Genomic DNA, 22323 nt, shown 5'->3' with positions numbered 1-22323 from the left:
TGGCAGATATGTGGCTTTTTGTTTCAACGCCACCGGCTGTCATGCATCATGATCGCTGGTGGGCCGCTGGGCGGCCCCTCGCAGCAGTTTCCTGACCGCTCTCACGGCGGCCTCTCCCGCCAGTCTTTTTGCACCATGACCGAAACCTCTCGCCCTGCTCCTGCCAGTGCCGTCAGCCATGTCGATGCGCTGCCGCCCGGGACGCGGCTGGCCGAATTCGAGATCCTGGCGCTGCTTGGGGTGGGCGGCTTCGGCATGGTCTACAAGGCCTTCGACCATTCGCTGCACCGGGCGGTGGCCATCAAGGAGTACATGCCTTCGGCGCTGGCCGGGCGCGCCCAGGGCCAGTCGCTGTGGGTGCGTTCCTCGTCCGACCAGCAGACCTTCCACGCCGGCCTTGAATCCTTTGTGGGCGAGGCCCGCCTGCTGGCCCAGTTCGACCACCCCTCGCTGGTCAAGGTGTTCCGCTTCTGGGAGGCCAACAACACCGCCTACATGGTCATGCCGCTGTACACGGGCATGACCTTCAAGCAGGCGCGCGCCCAGATGCGTACGCCACCGCCCGAGGAGTGGCTGCGCAAGCTGCTGTGGTCGGTGCTGGGTGCGCTGCGCGTGCTGCACGACGGCAAGACGCTGCACCGGGACATCTCGCCCGACAACATCTTCCTGCAGGACAACGGGCCGCCGGTGCTGCTGGACCTGGGCGCGGCGCGCCATGCGATCAACGACAAGGACCACAAGCACACGGCGGTGCTCAAGGTGAACTACGCGCCCATCGAGCAGTATTCCGAAGGCGACGATGATCTGCGCCAGGGTCCCTGGAGCGACCTGTACTCGCTGGCGGCCGTGATGCATGGCTGCCTGTGCAACGACACGCCCCTGCCAGCCACCCTGCGCTCCATCAAGGACCGCATGGTGCCGTTCTCGCGCGTGGCCAAGACCGTCAAGAAGCAGCTGGGCGTCGAGTACTCGCCGGCCTTCGTGGCTGCGGTCTCGCAGGCGCTGTCGCTGCAGCCGGAAGACCGGCCCCAGAGCATCGATGCCTTCCTGCAGCTGATGGAGATGACCACCCCACCGGAGGGCGTGGACCATTTCGACTTTCGGGCCGACCTGGGTGATATCTGGGTGGAGCCGGCCGACCAGCCCGGCCCTGGCCTGCTGACCCCGACGGTGGATGTCACGGCAGCACCGGCCATCGTGGCTGAAATTGCGGTTCAGACCAACAAGGCGCTCGAGGCAGCAGGCGCAGACGCTGCTGTCGAGGGATACCCCGACACGGTCCAGAGGGGCGTGGCAGACACCGTCTTCATGGACCCTGCCGACACCCAGGCCATGGTGACTGCCGACCATGATCGCAAGTCGGCGCGCCATGGTCGCGGTGAGGCCAGCGGCGCTGCCGGCCGGGTGCGCGCCGCGTTGACGGAGTCCGAGCGCGCCGCGGCCGCCCTGGCGGCGCGTGCCGGGCGTTCGCCGAACCGGATGCCGGTATGGCTGGCGCTGGGCGCCGCCGGGCTGGCCGTGGCCGCCGCCGGAGTCTGGTGGACGCAGGGTCCCGGCCAGAAGGCCGCCCCGGCAGACGACATCATCACCGAGATGGCGGAGCCCACACCCGCGGCCTCCGAGGCGGTGGCCGTTCTGGCGCCGCCAGCGGAGCCGGCATCCGACGTGGCCAGCGCCCCCCTGGCCCCCACTTCGGGTGCGGCCGATGCCGCGTCGGCGGCCGTGGTGGCCAAGCCCGCACCCAAGCCGAAGCGCGTGGTGGCCTCCGAGCCGGCACCCGCGCCCGTCGTGGTCCACGAGGAGCCGGCCCCACCGCCCCCCCCGCCGCCGCCGGTGGAGCGCCCGCGCCCCGCGCCGGTGCGCGTGCCATCGCCGCAGGAGGTGTGCGCCGACTCCAGCTTCCTGGGGCGCCCCATGTGCATCCATAACGAATGCCAGAAGCCTTCCCAGGCGGCAACACCCATTTGCGTGGAGAACAAGCGCCGCTACGAGGCGGAAGAGGCGCGCCGCCGCCAGTCGCCCTGAGGGTCAGGCCGGCTCTGGGGCCCCTGGCGGGGGCCGCGGTAGTGCGGTGCTTGCGCTGAATGCCCGGTAATTCGTATAATCGAGGGCTTCGCAGCGCCTTGTGGTCCCGCGGCGAGGAATTTCATGCCACCTAAGAGGCTTCCTTCAGAGAAGCACCGACCGTGGAAAAGGACCCGCCAAACCCTCTTCATAAGAGAAAACTCATGACTACTACTTTCAGCGCCAAGCCCGCTGAGGTCGTGCACGAGTGGTTTGTGATTGACGCGACCGACAAGGTCCTCGGACGAGTAGCCAGCGAAGTTGCTCTCCGTTTGCGCGGCAAACACAAGGCCATTTACACGCCTCACGTCGATACCGGTGACTTCATCGTCATCATCAACGCCGCCCAGCTCAAGGTCACCGGCACCAAGTCCCTGGACAAGGTGTACTACCGCCACTCGGGTTACCCCGGCGGCATCACGGCCACGAACTTCCGCGACATGCAAGCCAAGCACCCCGGCCGCGCGCTGGAGAAGGCCGTCAAGGGCATGCTGCCCAAGGGTCCCCTGGGCTACGCAATGATCAAGAAACTCAAGGTGTATGGCGGTGCTGAGCATCCCCACACCGCCCAGCAGCCCAAGGCGCTGGAAATCTAAGGAGCCTTGAGATGATTGGTGAATGGAACAATGGCACCGGCCGTCGCAAGTCCAGCGTCGCCCGCGTGTTTCTGAAAAAAGGCACTGGCAAGATCACGGTGAACGGCAAGGACATCCAGTCCTACTTCGGCCGCGAAACCTCGATCATGATCGCCAAGCAGCCGCTCGCGCTGACCAACCATGTCGAAACCTTCGACATCCAGATCAACGTGCACGGTGGTGGTGAATCCGGCCAGGCCGGCGCTGCCCGCCACGGCATCACCCGCGCCCTGATCGACTACGACGCGACGCTCAAGCCCGCACTGAGCCAAGCCGGCTTCGTGACGCGCGATGCCCGCGAAGTGGAACGCAAGAAGGTCGGTCTGCACTCCGCACGCCGCGCCAAGCAGTTCTCCAAGCGTTAAGCTCGGGTCGCCCTGCAAAAAAACCGCCTTCGGGCGGTTTTTTCGTTTATGGTGCGCTCTCTTCGTTTTTGAGCCATCGGTTTCTTTTCTTCCATGCGTTTGCGACTTCTTCGCCGCCGGCTGACCATCAGCGCCCCCCGCGTGGCCATCCGCAGCGCCATGCCCTGGCCGGTGCGCTGGCTGATGCTGGCCGTGGTCTTCGGGCTGTGTGCCGCCGTGGCCCTGTGGGCCTTCGAATTCGGCAAGTCCATTGCAGGGCTCGACTCCGGCGCACGCGAAGAACTGGTGCGCCTGCGTGGCGAGGTGGCGCGGCTGGTCGAGGAGACGCAGCGCCAGCATGCCGTCTCGCAGACCGCCGAGAGCATCCTCACGGCCGACCGGGCCACCTTGCAGACCCTGATGGCCCAGGTGCGGCAGCTCGAGGCCGAGAACCGCACGCTGCGCGAGGACCTCGGGTTCTTCGAGCGGCTCATTCCTGCGGGCTCCACCGAGGGCGTGGCCATCCGTGGCCTGCATGCCGAAATCGTGGGCGGCATGCAGGTGCGCTGGCAGGTGCTGCTGATCCAGGCGGCCCGCAATGCACCGGAATTCAATGGCAAGCTGGAACTGGTGCTGGCGGGCACGCAGGACGGCAAGCCATGGACCCAGACCTTTCCCCAGAGCGCCCCCCTGCAATTGCGCCAGTACCGGCGCCTGGAGGGAATGTTGACCCTGCCGCCCGATGCCGTGGTAAAAACCGTGACCGCGCGGGTGCTGGATGGCAGCACGCTGCGCACCTCCCAGACCATGGCGCTGGCTGCTGAGTAGCGGTGGCTGGCCGGCCAAGGTGCCTTGCCAATTTTTCACAGATGCGGGTGGCGGCCTGCCGCGGCCCGGTGGCTGGGGCCGGCCGCGATCCCCTGACCCAGGAGCCCTGACCCATGTTTTCCCGCAAGAAGCAGCCCCCGATCAAGAGCCTGGTGGCCCATGGCACCCGCATCGACGGCAATGTGCTGTTCGGCGAGGGGATGCGCATCGATGGCGAGGTGGTGGGCGACATCCGTTCGGGCACCGAGCAGCCCAGCATCCTGGTGATCTCGGAAACCGCCCGGGTCGAGGGCGCCGTGCATGCCGACCATGTGATCGTCAACGGCACGGTGACCGGGCCGGTGCATGCGGCCGAGTTGCTGGAGCTGCAGCCCAAGGCGCGCATCACGGGCAATGTGCACTACAAGGCGCTGGAGATGCACCAGGGCGCCATGATCACCGGCCAGATGTGCCCCCTGGCGGTGGTGGCCGACGAAAAGCCCCCACTGCAGTTGTCGTCAAAGCCAGCGGCCGCTGAATCTCCGACTGCTTTGCAGTAGTATTGGCGCAAACCCTGATAACGGAGTCCCACCCATGAGCGCAGTTGCCGAGAACATCCAGACCGAAATGCCCGCCCCCATCCTGTTCACCGACAGCGCGGCGGCCAAGGTGGCGGACCTGATCGCGGAAGAAGGCAATCCGGACCTCAAGCTGCGCGTCTTCGTGCAGGGTGGCGGCTGCTCGGGCTTCCAGTACGGCTTCACGTTCGACGAGATCACGAACGACGACGACACCACCATGACCAAGAATGGCGTCTCGCTGCTGATCGACGCCATGAGCTACCAGTACCTGGTGGGCGCCGAGATCGACTACAAGGAAGACCTGCAAGGCGCCCAGTTCGTGATCAAGAACCCCAACGCCACCACCACCTGCGGCTGCGGCTCCAGCTTCTCGGCCTGAGGACGCCGGGTCGTGCGCACGGCCCCTGTCCCCGCAACAAGCCGCCTCCGGGCGGCTTTTCATTTGGCGCCCCCGATTTCTCCGTAGCCTGGGCAGCCATGCAGCAAGAACAATCCCGCAAGGTCCTTCTCTGGCTGGTGGCCGTCGGCTTCTTCATGCAGACGCTGGACGCCACCATCGTCAACACCGCGCTGCCGGCCATGGCGCGCAGCCTGGGCGAAAGCCCGCTGCAGATGCAGTCGGTGGTGGTGGCCTATTCGCTGGCCATGGCCATGCTGATCCCGGCCTCGGGCTGGCTGGCCGATCGTTTTGGCTCGCGCCGCGTGTTCTTTTCGGCCATCGTGCTGTTCGTGATCGGCTCGGTGTGTTGCGCCCTGGCGCAGAACCTGGCGCAACTGGTGGCGGCGCGCGTGGTGCAGGGCCTGGGCGGGGCGCTGCTGTTGCCCGTGGGGCGGCTGGTGGTGCTGCGCACCTTTCCGCGCGAGCAGTTCCTGCAGGCCATGAGCTTCGTGGCCATTCCGGGCCTGATCGGTCCGCTGATCGGCCCCACGCTGGGTGGCTGGCTGGTGGAGGCCGTGTCCTGGCACTGGATTTTTTTGATCAACGTGCCCGTTGGCTTGGTGGGCTGTATCGCCACGCTGCGCTACATGCCTGGCGAGCCGGTCACCTTCGTGCCGCGTTTCGACCTGGCGGGCTACCTGATGCTGGCCTTCGGCATGGTGTCGCTGTCGCTGGCGCTCGACGGCCTGGCGAGCATGGGCCTGCGCCAGGCCAGTGTGCTGGTGCTGATGGTCTTTGGCCTGGCCAGCCTGGTGGCCTACTGGCTGCATGCGGCACGGCGGGCGGATCCGCTGTTCTCGCCCAGCCTGTTCTCCGTGGATACGCTGCGCATCGGCTTGCTGGGCAACCTGTTCTCGCGCCTGGGCAGCTCGTGCATGCCCTTTTTGATCCCGCTGCTGCTGCAGGTCACCATGGGCTACTCGCCGATGCAGGCGGGCATGATGATGCTGCCGGTGGCCATTGCCGGCATGTCGATGAAGCGCTTCACCACGCCGCTGATCACGCGCTTCGGCTACCGCCAGGTGCTGGTGGGCAATACGCTGATGGTGGGCCTGGTCATGGCCAGCTTCGGCCTGGCCGACCCGGGGCAGCCGCTGTGGCTGCGCGTACTGCAACTGGCGGTGTTCGGTGCCGTCAATTCGCTGCAGTTCACGGCCATGAACACCGTCACGCTCAAGGACCTGGACCATGCCACGGCCAGCAGCGGCAACAGCCTGCTGTCCATGGTGCAGATGCTGGCCATGGGCATGGGGGTGGCGGCGGCCGGCGCGGTGCTGGCGGCATTCACCGCCTTCTTCCATCCGCCGGGCGCGGCGCACACGCTCTCGGCCTTCCAGTCCACCTTTGCCTGCATGGGGCTGATCACGGTGGCATCGGCCGGCATCTTCTGGCAGCTGTCGCCCGAGGACCGGGCCAGCAGCAAGGCGGCCACCACGGCCGACGCCGCAGACCACGGATGAAGGGTCAGGCGGGGTAAAGGGCGCCCAGGATGCGCCCGCCAGCCGCGCCCGTCACGCTGGCCAGGTTGCCGGGCAGGCCCTTGATGGCCTGGCGCGCCAGCCAGGCGAAGGCGGCGGCCTCCACCTGCAGGGCAGGCAGGCCCAGCGCATCGGTTGCGGTGACCTGGAAGGTGGGGCAGGCCGCTTGCAGGCGTGCCATCAGTTGCGTGTTGAGTGCACCGCCACCGCACACGGCCAAAGTCTTGGCGCCCGCGCCGTGGCGCTTGGCATCCGCGGCGCAGGCGAGGGCGGTGAACTCCGTGAGCGTGGCCTGGATATCCTGCGGGGCACAGGCCTGAAAGCCTTCGAGTCGACTGGCAAGCCAGGCGGGGTTGAACAGGTCGCGCCCCGTGCTCTTGGGCGGCGTCTTGTGCAGGAAGGTCTCCTGCCGCAGCAGGGCCAGCAGATCGTGCAGCACCTGGCCACTGGCGGCCCAGGCACCGCCTGCGTCGAAGGCCTGGCCGGTGTGCCATTGGCACCAATAGTCCATCAGTGCATTGCCGGGGCCGCAGTCGAAACCCAGGATCTGGCCGTCTGCGCCGAGCACGCTCAGATTGGAAATGCCGCCGATATTGAGCACCAGCATGGTTTCGCCGTTGCGACCGAAGACGCCCCGGTGGAAGGCCGGCACCAGCGGTGCGCCCTGGCCGCCAGCTGCCACGTCGCGGCTGCGAAAGTCCGCCACCACGGCAATGCCCGTGCGTTCGGCCAACAGGGCGGGGTTGTTCAACTGCAGCGTGTAGCCGGTGCCATCGAACTCCTGCGGGCGGTGGCGCACGGTCTGGCCGTGGGCGCCGATGGCGCAGATGGCCTGGGGCGCCAGGCCGCTGCGCGCGAGCAGGGTCTGCACCACGCCGGCATAGGCTCGGGCCAAGCCATTGCCGGCCAGGGCAGCACGGTGCAGCTCGTCGCTGCCGGGGGTGTTGAGCGCCAGGAGTTCTGCGCGCAGTTCGGGGGCGAAAGGGGCGCTGGCATGGTGGGTCACCACCATGCGGCCACCGGCAAAATCTGCCAGCACCCCGTCGATCCCGTCGAGCGAAGTGCCGGACATCAGGCCGATGTACAGCTCCGAAGTCGACGCGGCAGATGTTGCCGTGGAGTGCTGGATCACCATGGTGCTGTGGTGCGCATGCAATTCATGAGACTGGCACGTACCAGGCCAGAGCCGCCGCGCAAGGGCCGCCCCGCCGCGCTGGCGGCGTCCTTCCTTGGGGGGAAGGCGCGAAGCGACTCAGGTGGGGGCACCTTATTCAGCGCTGGCCTGTTCGATGGAGGCTGCAGCTGAGAGCTGGATGCGCATGTTGGAGGCCAGGCGGTCGAACGCAGGGCGGGCAGCCTTGGACACCGGTGCGGCGGCATCGCTCGCGGCCACGATGGTCTGCGGATCCTGGTGCACGCCGTTCACGCGGAACTCGAAGTGCAGGTGCGGGCCGGTGGCCCAGCCCGTGGAGCCCACGGCGCCGATGGTCTGTCCCTGTTCCACCGACTGGCCCTGGCGCACGTCGATGCGGCTCAGGTGGGCGTACACGGTGACGTGCTGGTTGCGGTGCTTGACGAAGACCACGTTGCCAAAGCCGTTCTGCACACCGGCGAACTCCACCACGCCGTCGCCCACGGTGCGTGCGGGTGTGCCCGTGGGGGCTGCGAAGTCGGTGCCCAGGTGCGCGCGCCAGGTCTTCAGGATGGGATGCATGCGCATCTTGAAGCCGCTGGTCACGCGCGAGAACTCCACGGGCGAGGTCAGGTAGGCGCGGCGCATGCTTTCGCCGTCCAGCGTGTAGTAGGCGCCCTTGGTGGCGCCGGTGTCCTGGAACCAGATGGCCTGGTGGGTCTTGCTGTTGTTGACGAACTCGGCGCTCAGCACGCGGCCGCTGCTCAGCGGTTCGCCGTCGGCTTCCAGCGTTTCATAGACCACCGAGAAGCGGTCGCCCTTGCGCAGCGAACGGCGGAAATCGATGTTGCCCGAGAACAGTTCGGCCATCTGCACGGCCACGGCGTCGGGGATGTTGGAGGCATCGGTCGCGGCGAACAGCGAGCTGTGGATCACGCCGCCGGCCAGGCGGCTGCTGGTCGTGAGCTTGGCGGTCTCGACGCGCGAGCTGAATTTCTCGCCCATGCGCTCCACGATCAGGCGGCGGAAGTTGCCGCTGTCGTCGGGCACCCAGCGGGCGGTGAGGCGCACCAGGCGGTGGTCGTCGGTGGTCTCGGCCGACACGAAGCGGCCGGTGCGGCCCAGCATGTTCTGGCGCACCGTGCTGTCACCGCGCAGGAAGGCGGCGGCGGCCGGATCGGCCACGCCCATGCGCTGCAGCAGCGATTCAGGGGTGTCGCTGCTGCGCACCTGTTCGGAGCGGAAGAGCGAGAAACCGGGTGCATCGAGCTGGCCCAGCACCAGGTTCTCGGCCAGCGACTCCACCGGGTAGTTGACCATGCGCACAGGCATGTCGGCGGGATCGGGGGCGAACGAGGCGACGGCAAATGCGCCGCCGCCGCCGGTGAGCAGCAGGGCTGCAACGGCGGCGGTGATGTGCTTGGGGTGTTGTTGGATGCTACGGGACAGTCGGTCTAGCAAAGCCGCGCTGGCGGTGGTCAAGCCGTGAATCAAAGGTCTATCCCCAGTGTGAGAGTGATCTCCTGGCACTTCCCCGGTGCGAATACGGGGCAAGGCCAGGCGCACAGACTGTCTGTTTGCAGCGATTCGACAGGCAGGAAGCGGGTCGAAACAGCGGGTCCATTAGAATCCGCCTTCGCAATGTGGGCTGGAGTATAGCGGCGCACGCTGTCTAGACATCCCAAAAAACCCTTATGAATCAATCTGCTGTTACAACGAGCCCGGTCTCCGATGGTGTAGGACGGGCGCTTGAAATCTCGCTGCGCGGCGTGCAGGAACTGCTGCCCCAGGACGAATGGGTCAAGAAGCTGGCGCGCTCGGAAGCCACGGGCAAGCCCCTGCGCATCAAGCTGGGCCTGGACCCCACGGCACCCGACATCCACATCGGCCACACGGTGGTGCTCAACAAGATGCGGCAGTTGCAAGATCTGGGCCACCAGGTGATCTTCTTGATTGGAGACTTCACCAGCCTGATCGGCGACCCTTCGGGCCGCAACAGCACGCGCCCGCCGCTCACGTCCGAGCAGATCAAGGCCAACGCCGAGACCTACTACCGACAGGCCAGCATGGTGCTGGACCCGGCCAGGACCGAGATCCGCTACAACAGCGAGTGGAGCGAGCCCCTGGGCGCCGCCGGCATGATCCAGCTGGCCGCCAAGTACACGGTGGCGCGCATGATGGAGCGCGACGACTTCCACAAGCGCTTTTCCACCGGCCAGTCCATCGCGGTGCATGAGTTTTTGTACCCGCTGATGCAGGGCTACGACTCGGTGGCGCTGCAGAGCGACCTGGAATTGGGCGGCACGGACCAGAAGTTCAACCTGCTCATGGGCCGCCACCTGCAGCAGGAATACGGCCAGGAGCCGCAGTGTGTGCTCACCATGCCGCTGCTGGTAGGCCTGGACGGAGTGGACAAGATGTCCAAGTCCAAGAACAACTACATCGGCATCACCGAAGAGCCCAACACCATGTTTGCCAAGGTGCTGTCGATCTCGGACACGCTGATGTGGGACTGGTACACCCTGCTGTCCTTCTTGTCCCTGGAGCAGATCGCGGCCCTCAAGGCCGAGGTGGCCGGCGGGCGCAACCCCAAGGACGCCAAGGTCATGCTGGCCAAGGAGATCACCACGCGCTTCCACAGCGCGGCGGCGGCCGAGGCGGCCGAGCAGGATTTCCAGAACCGCAGCAAGGGCGGTGTGCCCGACGAGATTCCCGAGGTCAGCCTGTCGGGGGCGCCGCTGGGCATCGGTGCCCTGCTCAAGGGCGCCAACCTGGCCCCGTCCAGCAGCGAAGCCGGCCGTCTGATCGATGGCGGTGGCGTGCGCGTGGATGGCAGCGTGGTCAGCGACAAGGGCCTCAAGCTCGACGCCGGCACCTATGTGGTGCAGGTGGGCAAGCGCAAGTTCGCCCGCATCACGCTGGGCTGATCTGATCCGCAGCGCTGGCGCCACTCCACGCCCTGCCGGTGCAAGCCGGCAGGGCGTTTTTCATGGTGTGGGTGGGGTTCAGTCGAAGTCGTCCACGGTGTCCGGGTCGGGCACATCGCCGACGGCCTCGCGCGTGGCCTTGGCCTGGATTTCCAGCCAGGCGCAGAAGGCCTTGATCTCGGGGCGGTGCGCGCTGCGCGGGCCCACCAGCAGCCAGTAGGCCAGGGGCGAGTCCAGGCGGTGGTTGGGCAGCAGTTCCACCAGGTCTCCTGCGGCCAGCGCATCGGCGATCAGCGGCATGCGGGCCAGCGCCAGGCCCTGGCCGCTCAAGGCGGCCTGCACGATCTGGTGGGCGTAGTTGAAGTACAGCCAGCGCTGGGGCTGCAGCTTGGGCTGGCCCTGGTTTTCGAACCAGCGCTGCCAGCTCAGGTATTCCAGGTGCGTGCTGCGGTGTGCGTCGCCGGCCTCGATCAGCGTGAACTGGGCCACGTCGGCCGGCGTGCGCACCGGCGGGCTGCTCTTGATGAGCCAGGGGCTGGCCACGATGGCCAGTTGCTCGCCGCACAGGCGCACTGCGCCGCGCGGCATGTTGGCCGGCAGGCTGTAGCGCAGCGCCAGGTCCACATCCGAAGTTTCCAGGTCCACGGGCACATCGGTGGCGTCGATGCGGATGTCGATGCCCGGGTTGTCGCGTTGGAACTCTTCCATGCGTGGAATCAGCCACATCGATGCAAAGCTGGCCCAGGTGGTGATGGCCACGCTGCGCCGCCCTGCCGTCTGGCGCACCAGGCGCACCGAAGCGTCCATGCGGTCCAGTGCCGGCGCCACCGAGCGCTGCAGCTGGGCGCCCGCGCTGGTCAGCTCCACCGCACGGGTGTGGCGCAGGAACAGGGCCACGCCCACTTCGTCCTCCAGGGCCTGGATCTGCCGGCTCACGGCCGATTGGGTCAGGGCCAGCTCGTCGGCCGCGGCGCGGAAGTTCAGGTGCCGTGCCACGGCCAGAAACGCGCGCCAGTGGCCGACGGCCACGGGGCGGGTGCGAGACAAGGGGGCGGGGGTGGGTTCGGCGTTCTGCATGCTCTGTGCTCCATTTCTATTCATGCGTTGGCGGCATCAATAGCGTACTGCGTTTTCATTGGACCGAAGGCCTCTGCAGGCGGATCATCCAGGCTCTACAACGTTTTTTCAAGCACCGAGGAGTCCACCATGCTGTCCCGTACCGTTCTGGAATCGCAACAATCTGCCATCGCCGCCACGGCCGGCCGCGTGTTGGCCGGAAGCTGGAAGCTGGACGCGGGCCGTGCCATCACGCTGAACCCGCGTGAGCGCAGTGTGCTGGAAATCTCGCAGGGCCGGGTGTGGCTGTCGGTGGGGGCCAGGCCCGGCCATGCCGGCGATGCCACCGAGGACGTCGTGCTGGCCCAGGGGCAGGCCCTGGTCATCGAAGCGGGCCAGCAGGTGGTGATGGAGTCCTGGTACCTGCGTGGCGGGGCGCCCAGTGCGGTGGCCTTCTGCTGGGATGTGGTGCCTGCCGTGGCCCTGGCGGCCGATCCGGCAGGGGATTGGGAGCTTGGCGTGGCGCAGCCGCTGCGTGACCTGGGCTGTGCCCTCGGCCAGGGCGGGCGTGCCGTGGCTGCTGCGGTGGCCGCCACCCTGGGCGCCAGCGGCAGGCTGGCCGCCGGCCTGCTGCGCTTTGCTCTGCATCGGATAGCACCCCAGCGAGTGCGCATGCACGCTTGAACAAGATATGGCCGTCAACGGTATCCGGCCATTTTTGGGATTGATGCCGAACTTGAATCAATCAGGCACTCGCAATTCATTGGACGCTTTTCAAGCACAAGCGCACCATAGAGGCCTATAGGGTTTACCAGGAGAAAGCCATGACCGCATCGAATGTTCTGCAATTGCAACCATCCAGCGTCTTCGGCCGCGTTGCGGCCAAGGACACCATCAACACGCTCAAGCCCGGCCAGGCCGTCAGCCTGACACCGCGCAAGCCCATGGCACTGCGCGTTGCCGAAGGCCAGGCCTGGGTGACTCTGGACGATGGGCCGCATGGCGCCAGCAGCGGGTCCGCAGGCGACGTCTTCCTGCAGGCCGGCCAGACGCTGTGGGTGGCCGCTGGCCAGCATGCGGTGGTCGAGACCCTGGGCAACCAGCGCCTGCAGTACCGCTGGGCGGTGCAGCCTTCGCGCTCCGCACCCAGCTGGTGGCAACGTGCTTCGCTCGGCATGACGGCCGTGCCCACCGTGGATGGCACGCCCTGCTGCGCCTGAACCGCTGGCTCAGAGGCACGCAACGGCCGCCTGGGCAACCGGGCGGCCGTTGTTGTTGGTGGATACGCTACCGGTGCAATTCCGCCCGCAGGGCTTCGAAGGCGGCCATGGCCGCCTCGCCGTCGAGCAGTTCGAGCCGTGCCAGAACCTCGGTGTCCTCGACCGGCGTGAAGGCCAGGCTGAACTGCCGGAAGCGCCGCTCGGCCAGGGGGCCGTGGTGCAGCACCTCCACCCGGGTGTGGCGCGTGTCGTCGCGGATGCGCTCGGTGAGCTTGAGCACCTCTTTCTGCGTGCCTTCCAGTTGCTGGCAAAAGCGCATGCCATCGAAGATCAGCAGACCGGTAATGCCCCGCCGCGCATTGTGCACGCGGGCGTGGCCGGCGATCTCGGCCACCACGGCCACGGGTTGCCGCTCGGCGAGGGTGCTGACGTACAGGGCTTCATAAAGGGCGCTGGAAGGGATGAGTGGTGACATAGGTGCGGCGCAATGTAGGGCTGCGCTGACATGCCCGCAATGTCAAAAGACATAGCGCCGAACGATGCGCTGAAAAGGCCTGACGCCCCATGGCGTGCCCCCAACACCGCCGGAAAATGCCGCCTGGGGGTGTTTCGGCATGTGGGCGTCCCTAGAATGGCGCACCATGAACGCCACCCTGCCGCCCAACGCGTGTCCGCCCCACTGCCGGGAATGCCGGCTGCGCAGGACGCGGGCGTTCACCCCCGTGGAGCCCGAGGTGCTGGATTTCATCGAGGGGTTCCGCACCTCCACCTTCTCGGTGCAGGCCGGCGGTGCCCTCTTGCACGAGAGCCAGGTCAACTCGCGCATGTTCACGCTCTACGCGGGCTGGGCATTCCGCTACAAGACCCTGAGCGATGGCCGCCGCCAGATCCTGAACTTCCTGCTCCCCGGCGACCTGGTGGGCCTGCAGCAGGAGTTCGGCGACCTCTCGGCATACGGTGTCGAGGCCGTGACCGACTGCGCGCTGTGCGTGTTCGAGAACGACAGCCTGTGGTCCGTATTCCGCGAACAGCCGAGGCTGGGCTATGACATCACCTGGCTGGCGGCCCACGAAGAAGGCCATGTGGACGACAACCTGCTGACCGCTGGCCGGCGCAACGCCACCGAACGCGTGGCCATGCTGCTGATGCACCTGTACCGCCGGCTGGAGCGGATCGACCTGGTGGACGTGGACGGCTCCGTGGCCTTCCCGATCAACCAGCAGCACATCGCCGACGCGCTGGGCCTGTCTCTGGTGCACACCAACAAGACGCTCAGGCGCCTGTCGCAACTGGGCCTGCACGAGCTGGCCCATGGCCGGCTGCGCCTGCTCAATCCCCACGCGCTCGAACGCATCGCCGAGTACTACGACCGGCCGCCGCGCCTGCTGCCGTTGCTGTAGCGGGGCTGCGTGGGTGGGCGGGGGCCGATAATCGGCACATCCGGCCCCGCGCGTTTCAGGGCGCAGGGCGCACCACACACCATTTCCATGACGCAACTCGACATCCTCATCATGGCGGCCGGCAAGGGCACGCGCATGAAAAGCCGCCTTCCCAAGGTCCTGCAGCGCCTGGGCGGACGCCCGCTGCTGCACCATGTGCTGGACCAGGCGGCGCATCTGCAGGCGCGCAGCGCCACCGTGATCACCGGCCATGGCGCCGCCGAGGTGGAGGCCGCTACGCGTAGCGCGCCTGCGGGCGGTGTGGAACTCGCCTTCGTACGGCAGGAGCCGCAGCTGGGCACCGGCCACGCTGTGCAGCAGGCCGTGCCCCATCTGCGCGAGGACGGCACGGTGGTGGTGCTGTCGGGCGATGTGCCGCTGACCCAGGCTGACACCCTGCGTGCTCTGGTGGCGGCCGGTGGCGGCGAGCGGCTGGCCCTGCTCACCGTCACCCTGCCGGACCCGACGGGCTATGGCCGCATCGTGCGCAATGGCGCCGGTGACGTACAGGGCATCGTCGAGCACAAGGATGCGAGCGAGGCGCAGCGCGCCATCACCGAGGTCTACAGCGGCATCATGGCCGTGCCCGCGCGGCTGCTGGCCCCGTGGCTGGCCCGTTTGACCAACGACAACGCCCAGGGCGAGTACTACCTGACCGACATCGTCGCCATGGCCGTGGCCGACGGCGTGCCCGTGGTGGCCCACCGCATCAGCGATGCGCTGCAGGTGGCCGGCGTGAACAGCCCGCTGCAACTGGCCGAGCTGGAGCGCGCCCACCAGCAGCGCCAGGCCCGGGCCTTGCTGGAGCAGGGCGTGCGCCTGGCCGACCCGGCGCGCTTCGATCTGCGCGATGACGTGCGTACCGGCTTGCGCGGCGAGCTGGTGTGCGGGCCGGATGTGGAGATCGACGTCAATTGTGTCTTCGCCGGCCGTGTGGAGCTGGGCGAAGGCGTGCAGATCGGTGCCAACTGCTGCATCGCGAATGCGCGCATTGCGGCAGGGGCCGTGGTGCACCCTTACACCCACATCGACGGCGAGAAGCTCGGCGCCAGCGTGGGCGAGGGCGCACTGATCGGCCCCTTCGCGCGCCTGCGCCCCGGCGCCCAGCTGGGCCGCGAGGTGCACATCGGCAACTTCGTCGAAGTGAAGAACTCCACCCTGGCCGACGGTGCCAAGGCCAACCACCTGGCCTACCTGGGCGATGCCACGGTGGGTGAGCGCGTGAACTACGGCGCGGGCGCCATCACCGCCAACTACGATGGCGCCAACAAGCACCGCACGGTGATCGAGGCCGGCGTGCACATCGGCAGCAACTGCGTGCTGGTGGCGCCCGTCACCATCGGTGCCGGTGCCACGGTGGGTGGTGGCTCCACCATCACCAAGGACGTTCCCGCAGGCTCCCTGGGCGTGGCCCGCGGCAAGCAGGTGGCCATCGCCAACTGGGCGCGTCCGGTGAAGCCGCCCAAGGCATGAGCTGATGAGGAGGCCCGCGGCATGAGCGACGACGACACCCCGGGGACCGTGGAGGCCCTGCGCGCCGAGCTGGCGCGCAGCCGCCAGCAGGTGGCCGACATGGCGGCCGCGCAGGAAGAATTCCTCAGGGCCGTCTCGCACGACCTGCGCGCCCCGCTGCGCCATGTGACCTCGTACGGCACCCTGGTGCGCGAGGTACTGGGCGACCTGCCTGCGGAGGTGGTGCAGGCGCCCGAGCTGCAGGAGGCACTGGGCTTTCTGGCCACCATGGACCAGTCGGCCCGGCGCATGGGGCTCATGATCGATGGCCTGCTGGCCATTGCGCGGGCCACGCGCGCACCGCTGCACTGTGGCACCGTGGCGCTGGCCGATGCGGTGACCCAGGCGCGCACGGAGCTGGCCACCGCCGAGGCCGGGCGCCAGGTGCATTGGCATCTGGCGCCGGGTCTGCCCACGCTCGACGCCGACGCCGGCCTGTTGCGCGAGCTGCTGGTGCAGGTGCTGGGCAATGCGCTCAAGTTCACACGTGGCCAGGCGCAGGCGCACATCCACATCGGTGCCGAGCCATTGGACGGCGGCCGTGTGGCCGTGACCGTGCGCGACAACGGCACGGGCTTCGATGCGGCGCGGGCGGGATCGCTGTTCGGCGTGTTCCAGCGCCTGCACCGCGAGACCGAGTTCGAGGGCGTGGGCACCGGCCTGGCCCTGTGCCGACTGATCGCGCAGCGCCATGGCGCGCAGATCACCGCCGATGGCGCGCCGGGCGCCGGTTGCCAGGTGCGGCTGGAGTGGCCTGCCGCTGCGTCTTCAGGGGCTTGAGATGGCCATGGCAGAGTCGGTGGCCGTGTGCTGGCCATTGGCCACCCGGTTGCGGCCTGCATTCTTGGCCACATAGAGCGCGGTGTCGGCCGCATCCATCCATGCGCGCAGGCTGCCATGGCGCGGGTGGGCTGCAGCCACGCCGATGCTGGCGGTGATGCGCAGGGCCGGCATGTCGCGCAGGCGGATGGCCTCGGTCTGCGCGCGGATGCGCTCGGCCACGGCGGCGGCTTCTTCCACGCCCATGCCGGCCAGCAGGATCGCGAACTCGTCGCCCCCGTAGCGGCCTGCGCAGTCGGTGGCACGCACATTGCCACGCACCACATGGGCCACGGCGCGGATCACCTCGTCACCCAGGGTGTGCCCATGCTGGTCGTTGATCTGCTTGAAGCTGTCGATGTCCAGCATCAGCATGCAGGCTGGCTCATTGCCCGCATGGTGCTGGCGCAGCGCAGCTTCGGCCTTCTCCTGCCAGTGGCCGCGGCCGTACAGGCCGGTCAGCGTGTCCACGCGGCGCAGTTCGTCGAGCAGCATGTTCTGGTGCGATACCTTGCGGATGAGGCGGTAGCTGACCATGCTGACCGAAATGGTGTGCAGCGCCATCACCGGCAGGCAGGCCAGGATGGTGGGCATGGGGCTCTCGGGGGACCAGTGCATGCCGGTGAGCAGCGTTCCGACCGCACCGCCCGCAAGCATGGCCGGAATGGATCGGGCCCACAGCCCGCGGATGCCGGTGGTGATCTTGTCCACCATGGTCAGCGTGCACAGCAGCACGCTGGGCAGCAGGCTGAAGTGCATCAGTGGCACGAGAGCCGCGGCAAATGCCGAGTCGGCGAGCAGGTTGCGGATCTCGGCACGGTAGGGGTCGGCGCTGCGCCGCGACAGCTGGTAGGCCACATGGGGCCAGACGAAACACAGCATCACCATGCCCAGCCACTCCAGCGACGACGCCTGGCGCTGCCACAGCACGACGGACACCACCACGCCACCGAGGCCCATGCCGAGCACGCGCAGCGGGTACACGCGCCGGGGCATCTGTTGTTCGTAGGTGGCCATGGAAAAAAGGGTGCGCGCGGGCGAGGGGGCAGCGAGGAGGGCAGGCGCACAGAGCTTACCTTTACCCGGCGGTAGAGGCCAGCGGGAAATCGCCTGCCCTGCCGCCTTGCCGGCAAGAGGACTGCAGCGCTGAGGCCCGGCTCATGGCCCCTGCAGCGGGATGGCCGTGCTGAACTTGGCGCGCTTGGTGCTGAAGAATGCCTTCACGTTGCGCACATTGGCATCGCCCGTGAACAACTGCTGCGACAAGGCCAGGTAGCCCGGCATGTCGCGCGTGTGCGCCACCAGGATGAAGTCCGGGCCGGGCGACACACGCCAGCACTGCTGCACCGCAGGGTGCTCCACGGCCCGGGCCTCGAAGGCATCCAGCGATTGGGCATCCTGCCGGTCCAGCGACACCTCGACGATGCAGGCCAGGCCATGGCCCTGCACCGCTGCCAGGCGGTCGGGCTGCAGCAGGGCCACCTGCCTCTCGATCAGGCCCACCTCGTGCAGGCGCTTGACGCGGCGCAGGCAGGTGGGCGGCGAGACATGCACCTGCTCGGCCAGGGCCTGGTTGCTCTGGCTGGCATCGGCCTGGAGCAGCGCTAGCAATTGCAGGTCCACCTGGTCCAGGGTAATTGATTCCGATTTTTCCATGATTTTGGAATTTTATTTCACCACTTAGATTTTATGAAATTTAAGTTCATTTTGTTGTGAATATCAATCGCCAATTCCATGAATGCCTGCCTACCATTGCGCCACTTACCCAACAACCGGAGCAGCAATCCATGTGCGGCATCGTCGGCGCGGTCTCCACGCGCAACATCGTTCCCATCCTCGTGCAGGGCCTGCAGCGGCTCGAATACCGCGGCTATGACTCGTGCGGCGTGGCCGTGCATGCATCGAGCCTGGACGCCAGCCGCCCGGCCGGCCTGCAGCGTGCCCGCAGCACGGCCCGCGTGGCCGAACTGCTCGAACAGGTGCAGACCGACCATGTGGATGGCGCCACCGGCATCGCCCACACCCGCTGGGCCACGCATGGCGCCCCCGAAGTGCACAACGCCCACCCCCACTTCAGCCACGGCACCGGCGACGCGGCCGGCACGCCGGGCCGTGTGGCGCTGGTGCACAACGGCATCATCGAGAACCACGAGGAACTGCGCGCCGCCCTGCAGGCCCGCGGCTACGTGTTCACCAGCCAGACCGACACCGAGGTCATCGCTCACCTGGTGGAAAGCCACTACACCGGCGACCTGTTCGAGGCCGTGCAGGCCGCCGTGGCCCAACTGCATGGCGCTTACGCCATCGCCGTGATGCACAAGGACGAACCGCACCGCGTGGTGGGCGCGCGCGCCGGCTCGCCGCTGATCCTGGGCGTGGGCTCGGGCGCCGGCGGCTCGGTGGCGGGCGAGCATTTCCTGGCCAGCGATGCCATGGCCCTGGCCGGCGTGACCGACCAGATCGTCTACCTGGAGGAGGGCGACCTGGTCGATCTGCAGCTGGGCCGCTACTGGATCGTGGGCAAGGGCCGCGAGGCGCTGACCCCTGCCCAGCGCCCGGTGCGCACCGTGCAGGCCCACAGCGGCGCGGCCGAGCTCGGCCCCTACCGCCACTACATGCAAAAGGAGATCTTCGAGCAGCCACGCGCCATTGCCGACACGCTCGAAGGCCTGGAGGGCATCGTGCCCGAACTCTTCGACGGCGCCGACGGCACGGCCGCCTGGCGCGTGTTCAAGGAGATCGACAGCGTCCTCATCCTGGCCTGCGGCACCAGCTACTACAGCGGCTGCGCCGCCAAGTACTGGCTCGAAGAGATCGCCGGCATCCCCACCCAGGTCGAAGTGGCCAGCGAGTACCGCTACCGCACCAGCGTGCCCAACCCGCGCAGCCTGGTGGTCACCATCACCCAGTCGGGCGAGACGGCCGACACCCTGGCCGCCCTGCGCCACGCGCAGAGCCTGGGCATGCAGCACACGCTGACCATCTGCAACGTGGCCACCAGCGCCATGGTGCGCGAGTGCAAGCTGGCCTACATCACGCGCGCCGGCGTGGAGATCGGCGTGGCCAGCACCAAGGCCTTCACCACGCAACTGGCCGGGCTGTTTTTGCTCACGCTGGCGCTCGCGCAGTCCAAGGGCCGCCTCACGCCCGAGCAGGAAGCCGCCCACCTCAGGGCCATGCGCCACCTGCCCGTGGCACTGCAGGCCGTGCTCGCGCTCGAACCCCAGGTCATCAGCTGGGCCGAGGACTTCGCGCGCATGGAGAACGCCCTGTTCCTGGGCCGGGGCCTGCACTACCCCATTGCGCTCGAAGGCGCGCTCAAGCTCAAGGAGATCAGCTACATCCACGCCGAGGCCTACCCGGCCGGCGAGCTCAAGCACGGCCCCCTGGCCCTGGTCACCAGTGCCATGCCCGTGGTCACCGTGGCGCCCAACGACACACTGCTGGAAAAGCTCAAGAGCAACATGCAGGAAGTGCGCGCCCGTGCCGGCGTGCTCTACGTGCTGGCCGATGCCGACACCCGCATCGAGAGCAGCGAAGGCATCCACGTGATCCGCATGCCCGAGCACTATGGCCCGCTGAGCCCGCTGCTGCACGTGGTGCCGCTGCAGCTGCTGGCCTACCACACAGCCTGCGCGCGCGGCACGGACGTGGACAAGCCACGCAACCTGGCCAAGAGTGTGACGGTGGAGTGAGGGTGTCATGCACTCCCTGGGCAATTTGAGCTGAAACAGGCCCGTTAACTTTTAAAGTTCGCTGTTGGCGAATTTATTTTTCGCTGTCAGCGAATTTCGATGTATGATTGCGGCTATGTTCGGCACGGAAGAAGATCAATCTAGCGTGCAGTAAAGGACCTCACCAGGTCTGCGGAAGGGAAACCTTCCAAATCTCTCTCGGGGCACGGCGACGTGCTGCGGGACGCCGCTGGCGGCTGGAGCGCCAGCGGCAGTTAGGGTGAGCAGGGTAAAAGTCGTCCCTCTTCACTGGTTGCGATGCTGGAGCCAGCAATCTTGCTGGTGCAACCGGAGAATGCTTATGGGTAAAGACCCCGCCGAACATGGACGACCGTCGATTGTTTTGTTTCTGAAGCATTTGTGGGCAAAGTGGTTGCCCGTGCTGAAGAACAAATGGACTTTGCAAATTGCCTTTTGGCTTTTGAAGATCCTGTATTGGATTGCTAAAAAGTTCGATTGGCTGTGAAGCCCGAGCGGTCGACCCCTGCTCCTTCCTTATGGCGGTCAAAAATGCTTAACAAAGCTCTCAAACATCTGCGTCGATACCATGGAATGAAGCAGCAGGAACTGGCTTCAAAACTGGGTATCTCGAACAACTATCTCAGCGAAATTGAGTCAGGCGCAAAGGCTCACGCGATAACGGTCGATCTTCTTACTAGGTATGCTGAGGTGTTTCAAGTGCCTGTGTCCTCGTTGATGCTCTTTTCTGAGCAATTAGGGGCTGGAAAAAGGAGCGACAAACTGCGTGTGTCGATGGCTAGCAAAGTGCTGAAGATGTTGGATTGGATTGACCAGCATGACCAACCTGACAAGCAAGAAGCACCTGCACGATAGGCGTGCCCTCAAGCGAGAAAACCGCCGTAGCCCAAGCGAAAAGTATCCGCTCGAGCGGTCGCCGCTCTACATGTTAGGTGGTCCGAGAGAGTTGGCTGGACTGATGCAGCTTTCGATGGATCGCATCAAAGAGATTGCAAGACGGCCGGATTACCATTGTTTTGAAGAGGCTGCAAGCCGACCAGGGAAAGCACCCAGGTACATCCAAGATCCGCGTGGGGATACGCAGACACTTCAGTATCGATTTGCGAAGTTCTTGAATCGAATTGAGCGCCCTGCCTTTTTGCATTCAGCGACCAGAGGTAGATCCCACATCTCCAATGCACAGGCGCACAAGGGGACTGATCCAGTCGTGTGTGCAGACATCGAAAAGTTCTATGAAAATACGACGCGCGCCCATGTAAAGGACTTTTTACTGCACGACCTCAAGTGGCCGATGGACTTGGCGACAACGATGGCAGATGCACTTACTATCAACCAGCATTTGCCTACCGGAAGCGCAGTCAGCCCAATATTGTCTTACTTCACGCACAGGCGAATGTTCGATGACATCGAAGTGCTATGCGTTGATGCAGGATGCACGCTGACATTGTTCGTTGACGACATCACAGTCTCTGGACCCCGTGCATCGATGTCGCTGCTTCGCAGCATCAAAAGGAGACTCCTGGGTCGCGGGCTCCGAGCGAAATCGAGCAAAGACAAGTCTGCACCCGCAGGTTCGGCTGTGATCATCACTGGGGCCGTGAGGGACGGCGATCAACTTCGCATTCGGAACGAGCATCGCAAGGGCATCATCGCGCTGTTGGCTCAGTACGAAGCAGGGGCGGTTGGGGTGGAGCAAAGTCTGCAGTCGAAAATTGCGGCAGCCAAGTGCGTTGATCCAAGTGGAGCAACGCCGCTGGAAAGTCGGTTCATCCGATTGCGTAGCGCTGCAATACGAACGAGGACGATGGCGTTGCAAAGTGCAGCGCCCCAATGACAGGGGTGACCTGGAATCACCTCAAAAAGTCCTTCTAGGCACCGCGAATAAGAGCCGTGTCCATTCGAAATTCAACTACTCTAATTTGCTTGGCATTGGACAACGCTGCTCTCTCGAGTTCACACCAACAACAGAGCAGGGTTTCTGATTAAGCTCTAGGATGGCCCCGGGACAGGGACAAGAGCCTTCTGAAATGGCGAACGAATCTGCTTTTCTCGATGCAAGCCAGCGAAGTGACCATAAGGCCCGACTTCTTGATCGTGCGTGCTGTACGCACTATGCAAATCTGCTGAAGCACGCAGCCATCTTCGGTGCGCACTCGG

At 66.2% G+C, this 22323-nt stretch carries 23 protein-coding genes; 17 read left to right on the top strand and 6 right to left on the bottom strand.

Annotation, left to right across the window (positions count from 1 at the left end):
• The first annotated feature begins 135 nt into the window (after positions 1-135).
• From AC07X5_RS08275 to mdtD, 7 genes are all read left to right on the top strand, one after another.
• Complete coding sequence (locus AC07X5_RS08275; protein ID WP_494769733.1) at positions 136-2025, top strand: serine/threonine protein kinase; 1890 nt, start codon at positions 136-138, stop codon at positions 2023-2025.
• A 203-nt stretch (positions 2026-2228) separates the two neighbouring features.
• Positions 2229-2660 carry a 50S ribosomal protein L13 gene (rplM, locus tag AC07X5_RS08270; protein ID WP_056414298.1) on the top strand — a complete coding sequence of 144 codons (432 nt, stop codon included), beginning with the start codon at positions 2229-2231 and terminating at the stop codon, positions 2658-2660.
• An 11-nt stretch (positions 2661-2671) separates the two neighbouring features.
• On the top strand, positions 2672-3064 hold the full coding sequence (gene rpsI / locus AC07X5_RS08265; RefSeq protein WP_007856955.1) for a 30S ribosomal protein S9: 393 nt from the start codon (positions 2672-2674) through the stop codon (positions 3062-3064).
• A 93-nt stretch (positions 3065-3157) separates the two neighbouring features.
• Entirely contained in the window at positions 3158-3871 is a 714-nt protein-coding gene (locus AC07X5_RS08260; protein WP_494769732.1) for a DUF6776 family protein, read from the top strand.
• A 113-nt stretch (positions 3872-3984) separates the two neighbouring features.
• Positions 3985-4410: a bactofilin family protein gene (locus AC07X5_RS08255; RefSeq protein ID WP_409961339.1), complete on the top strand. Its 426-nt coding sequence runs from the start codon at positions 3985-3987 to the stop codon at positions 4408-4410.
• Positions 4411-4444: 34 nt separating this feature from the next.
• The gene (erpA, locus tag AC07X5_RS08250; protein WP_007856958.1) at positions 4445-4810 is read left to right on the top strand and encodes an iron-sulfur cluster insertion protein ErpA; all 366 of its coding nucleotides are present in this window, start codon (positions 4445-4447) and stop codon (positions 4808-4810) included.
• Between the two features lie 98 nt (positions 4811-4908).
• The gene (mdtD, locus tag AC07X5_RS08245; protein ID WP_494769731.1) at positions 4909-6330 is read left to right on the top strand and encodes a multidrug transporter subunit MdtD; all 1422 of its coding nucleotides are present in this window, start codon (positions 4909-4911) and stop codon (positions 6328-6330) included.
• 4 nt (positions 6331-6334) lie between these two features.
• On the opposite strand, the gene AC07X5_RS08240 is transcribed toward mdtD, so the two are convergent.
• A complete protein-coding gene (locus AC07X5_RS08240; RefSeq protein ID WP_494769730.1) occupies positions 6335-7483 on the bottom strand; it encodes an anhydro-N-acetylmuramic acid kinase in 1149 nt (382 codons plus the stop codon).
• A 132-nt stretch (positions 7484-7615) separates the two neighbouring features.
• Positions 7616-8974, bottom strand: a complete 1359-nt coding sequence (locus tag AC07X5_RS08235; RefSeq protein ID WP_494769729.1) for a peptidoglycan DD-metalloendopeptidase family protein — start codon at positions 8972-8974, stop codon at positions 7616-7618.
• Between the two features lie 200 nt (positions 8975-9174).
• Between AC07X5_RS08235 and tyrS the strand changes: the two genes are divergently transcribed.
• Positions 9175-10407, top strand: a complete 1233-nt coding sequence (tyrS, locus tag AC07X5_RS08230) for a tyrosine--tRNA ligase (RefSeq protein ID WP_494769728.1) — start codon at positions 9175-9177, stop codon at positions 10405-10407.
• Positions 10408-10485: 78 nt separating this feature from the next.
• Here the strand turns inward: tyrS and AC07X5_RS08225 are convergent, their stop codons facing one another.
• Entirely contained in the window at positions 10486-11484 is a 999-nt protein-coding gene (locus AC07X5_RS08225; RefSeq protein WP_409961330.1) for a LysR substrate-binding domain-containing protein, read from the bottom strand.
• Between the two features lie 129 nt (positions 11485-11613).
• Here AC07X5_RS08225 and AC07X5_RS08220 point away from each other — a divergent pair, with 129 nt between their 5' ends.
• Together AC07X5_RS08220 and AC07X5_RS08215 are read left to right on the top strand one after the other, a co-directional pair.
• On the top strand, positions 11614-12147 hold the full coding sequence (locus tag AC07X5_RS08220) for a DUF2917 domain-containing protein (RefSeq protein WP_494769727.1): 534 nt from the start codon (positions 11614-11616) through the stop codon (positions 12145-12147).
• A 140-nt stretch (positions 12148-12287) separates the two neighbouring features.
• On the top strand, positions 12288-12683 hold the full coding sequence (locus AC07X5_RS08215; RefSeq protein WP_409961326.1) for a DUF2917 domain-containing protein: 396 nt from the start codon (positions 12288-12290) through the stop codon (positions 12681-12683).
• 67 nt (positions 12684-12750) lie between these two features.
• On the opposite strand, the gene AC07X5_RS08210 is transcribed toward AC07X5_RS08215, so the two are convergent.
• Positions 12751-13158 (bottom strand): BLUF domain-containing protein, encoded by a 408-nt coding sequence (locus tag AC07X5_RS08210; protein ID WP_409961325.1) that lies wholly within the window; start codon positions 13156-13158, stop codon positions 12751-12753.
• Between the two features lie 166 nt (positions 13159-13324).
• Between AC07X5_RS08210 and AC07X5_RS08205 the strand changes: the two genes are divergently transcribed.
• The 3 genes from AC07X5_RS08205 (at position 13325) to AC07X5_RS08195 (ending at position 16414) form a co-directional block, all read left to right on the top strand.
• Positions 13325-14083 carry a Crp/Fnr family transcriptional regulator gene (locus tag AC07X5_RS08205; RefSeq protein WP_409961323.1) on the top strand — a complete coding sequence of 253 codons (759 nt, stop codon included), beginning with the start codon at positions 13325-13327 and terminating at the stop codon, positions 14081-14083.
• An 87-nt stretch (positions 14084-14170) separates the two neighbouring features.
• Positions 14171-15595: a bifunctional UDP-N-acetylglucosamine diphosphorylase/glucosamine-1-phosphate N-acetyltransferase GlmU gene (gene glmU, locus AC07X5_RS08200; protein ID WP_494769726.1), complete on the top strand. Its 1425-nt coding sequence runs from the start codon at positions 14171-14173 to the stop codon at positions 15593-15595.
• Between the two features lie 21 nt (positions 15596-15616).
• On the top strand, positions 15617-16414 hold the full coding sequence (locus AC07X5_RS08195; RefSeq protein WP_494769725.1) for a sensor histidine kinase: 798 nt from the start codon (positions 15617-15619) through the stop codon (positions 16412-16414).
• Here AC07X5_RS08195 and AC07X5_RS08190 read toward each other — a convergent pair.
• Together AC07X5_RS08190 and AC07X5_RS08185 are read right to left on the bottom strand one after the other, a co-directional pair.
• A complete protein-coding gene (locus tag AC07X5_RS08190) occupies positions 16403-17470 on the bottom strand; it encodes a sensor domain-containing diguanylate cyclase (RefSeq protein WP_494769724.1) in 1068 nt (355 codons plus the stop codon). The genes AC07X5_RS08195 and AC07X5_RS08190 overlap by 12 nt on opposite strands.
• A gap of 141 nt (positions 17471-17611) precedes the next feature.
• Positions 17612-18109, bottom strand: a complete 498-nt coding sequence (locus AC07X5_RS08185) for an Lrp/AsnC family transcriptional regulator (protein ID WP_494769723.1) — start codon at positions 18107-18109, stop codon at positions 17612-17614.
• Positions 18110-18240: 131 nt separating this feature from the next.
• Between AC07X5_RS08185 and glmS the strand changes: the two genes are divergently transcribed.
• The 4 genes from glmS to AC07X5_RS08165 all read left to right on the top strand — a co-directional run bounded on the left by glmS (position 18241) and on the right by AC07X5_RS08165 (position 22000).
• Positions 18241-20148 carry a glutamine--fructose-6-phosphate transaminase (isomerizing) gene (glmS, locus tag AC07X5_RS08180; RefSeq protein ID WP_494769722.1) on the top strand — a complete coding sequence of 636 codons (1908 nt, stop codon included), beginning with the start codon at positions 18241-18243 and terminating at the stop codon, positions 20146-20148.
• A gap of 340 nt (positions 20149-20488) precedes the next feature.
• Positions 20489-20653 (top strand): hypothetical protein, encoded by a 165-nt coding sequence (locus AC07X5_RS08175; RefSeq protein WP_494769721.1) that lies wholly within the window; start codon positions 20489-20491, stop codon positions 20651-20653.
• Between the two features lie 44 nt (positions 20654-20697).
• Positions 20698-21021, top strand: a complete 324-nt coding sequence (locus AC07X5_RS08170) for a helix-turn-helix domain-containing protein (RefSeq protein ID WP_494769720.1) — start codon at positions 20698-20700, stop codon at positions 21019-21021.
• A complete protein-coding gene (locus tag AC07X5_RS08165; RefSeq protein ID WP_494769719.1) occupies positions 20984-22000 on the top strand; it encodes a reverse transcriptase family protein in 1017 nt (338 codons plus the stop codon). Before AC07X5_RS08170 ends, AC07X5_RS08165 begins: the two co-directional genes overlap by 38 nt.
• Positions 22001-22323 lie beyond the last annotated feature (323 nt).

Source organism: Acidovorax sp. GW458-11-26-14-TSB4 (genome assembly GCF_059423865.1).
Note: the sequence above shows the minus strand (reverse complement) of the source record. Positions and strands in the feature narration are given on the sequence as shown.

Bases quoted from the DNA above. Each gene is read 5' to 3' on its own strand.
- AC07X5_RS08275 (WP_494769733.1), top strand. From the start codon at position 136: ATGACCGAAACCTCTCGCCCTGCTCCTGCCAGTGCCGTCAGCCATGTC.
- rplM (WP_056414298.1), top strand. From the start codon at position 2,229: ATGACTACTACTTTCAGCGCCAAGCCCGCTGAGGTCGTGCACGAGTGG.
- rpsI (WP_007856955.1), top strand. From the start codon at position 2,672: ATGATTGGTGAATGGAACAATGGCACCGGCCGTCGCAAGTCCAGCGTC.
- AC07X5_RS08260 (WP_494769732.1), top strand. From the start codon at position 3,158: ATGCGTTTGCGACTTCTTCGCCGCCGGCTGACCATCAGCGCCCCCCGC.
- AC07X5_RS08255 (WP_409961339.1), top strand. From the start codon at position 3,985: ATGTTTTCCCGCAAGAAGCAGCCCCCGATCAAGAGCCTGGTGGCCCAT.
- erpA (WP_007856958.1), top strand. From the start codon at position 4,445: ATGAGCGCAGTTGCCGAGAACATCCAGACCGAAATGCCCGCCCCCATC.
- mdtD (WP_494769731.1), top strand. From the start codon at position 4,909: ATGCAGCAAGAACAATCCCGCAAGGTCCTTCTCTGGCTGGTGGCCGTC.
- AC07X5_RS08240 (WP_494769730.1), bottom strand. From the start codon at position 7,483: ATGGTGATCCAGCACTCCACGGCAACATCTGCCGCGTCGACTTCGGAG.
- tyrS (WP_494769728.1), top strand. From the start codon at position 9,175: ATGAATCAATCTGCTGTTACAACGAGCCCGGTCTCCGATGGTGTAGGA.
- AC07X5_RS08225 (WP_409961330.1), bottom strand. From the start codon at position 11,484: ATGCAGAACGCCGAACCCACCCCCGCCCCCTTGTCTCGCACCCGCCCC.
- AC07X5_RS08220 (WP_494769727.1), top strand. From the start codon at position 11,614: ATGCTGTCCCGTACCGTTCTGGAATCGCAACAATCTGCCATCGCCGCC.
- AC07X5_RS08215 (WP_409961326.1), top strand. From the start codon at position 12,288: ATGACCGCATCGAATGTTCTGCAATTGCAACCATCCAGCGTCTTCGGC.
- AC07X5_RS08210 (WP_409961325.1), bottom strand. From the start codon at position 13,158: ATGTCACCACTCATCCCTTCCAGCGCCCTTTATGAAGCCCTGTACGTC.
- AC07X5_RS08205 (WP_409961323.1), top strand. From the start codon at position 13,325: ATGAACGCCACCCTGCCGCCCAACGCGTGTCCGCCCCACTGCCGGGAA.
- glmU (WP_494769726.1), top strand. From the start codon at position 14,171: ATGACGCAACTCGACATCCTCATCATGGCGGCCGGCAAGGGCACGCGC.
- AC07X5_RS08195 (WP_494769725.1), top strand. From the start codon at position 15,617: ATGAGCGACGACGACACCCCGGGGACCGTGGAGGCCCTGCGCGCCGAG.
- AC07X5_RS08190 (WP_494769724.1), bottom strand. From the start codon at position 17,470: ATGGCCACCTACGAACAACAGATGCCCCGGCGCGTGTACCCGCTGCGC.
- AC07X5_RS08185 (WP_494769723.1), bottom strand. From the start codon at position 18,109: ATGGAAAAATCGGAATCAATTACCCTGGACCAGGTGGACCTGCAATTG.
- glmS (WP_494769722.1), top strand. From the start codon at position 18,241: ATGTGCGGCATCGTCGGCGCGGTCTCCACGCGCAACATCGTTCCCATC.
- AC07X5_RS08175 (WP_494769721.1), top strand. From the start codon at position 20,489: ATGGGTAAAGACCCCGCCGAACATGGACGACCGTCGATTGTTTTGTTT.
- AC07X5_RS08170 (WP_494769720.1), top strand. From the start codon at position 20,698: ATGCTTAACAAAGCTCTCAAACATCTGCGTCGATACCATGGAATGAAG.
- AC07X5_RS08165 (WP_494769719.1), top strand. From the start codon at position 20,984: ATGACCAACCTGACAAGCAAGAAGCACCTGCACGATAGGCGTGCCCTC.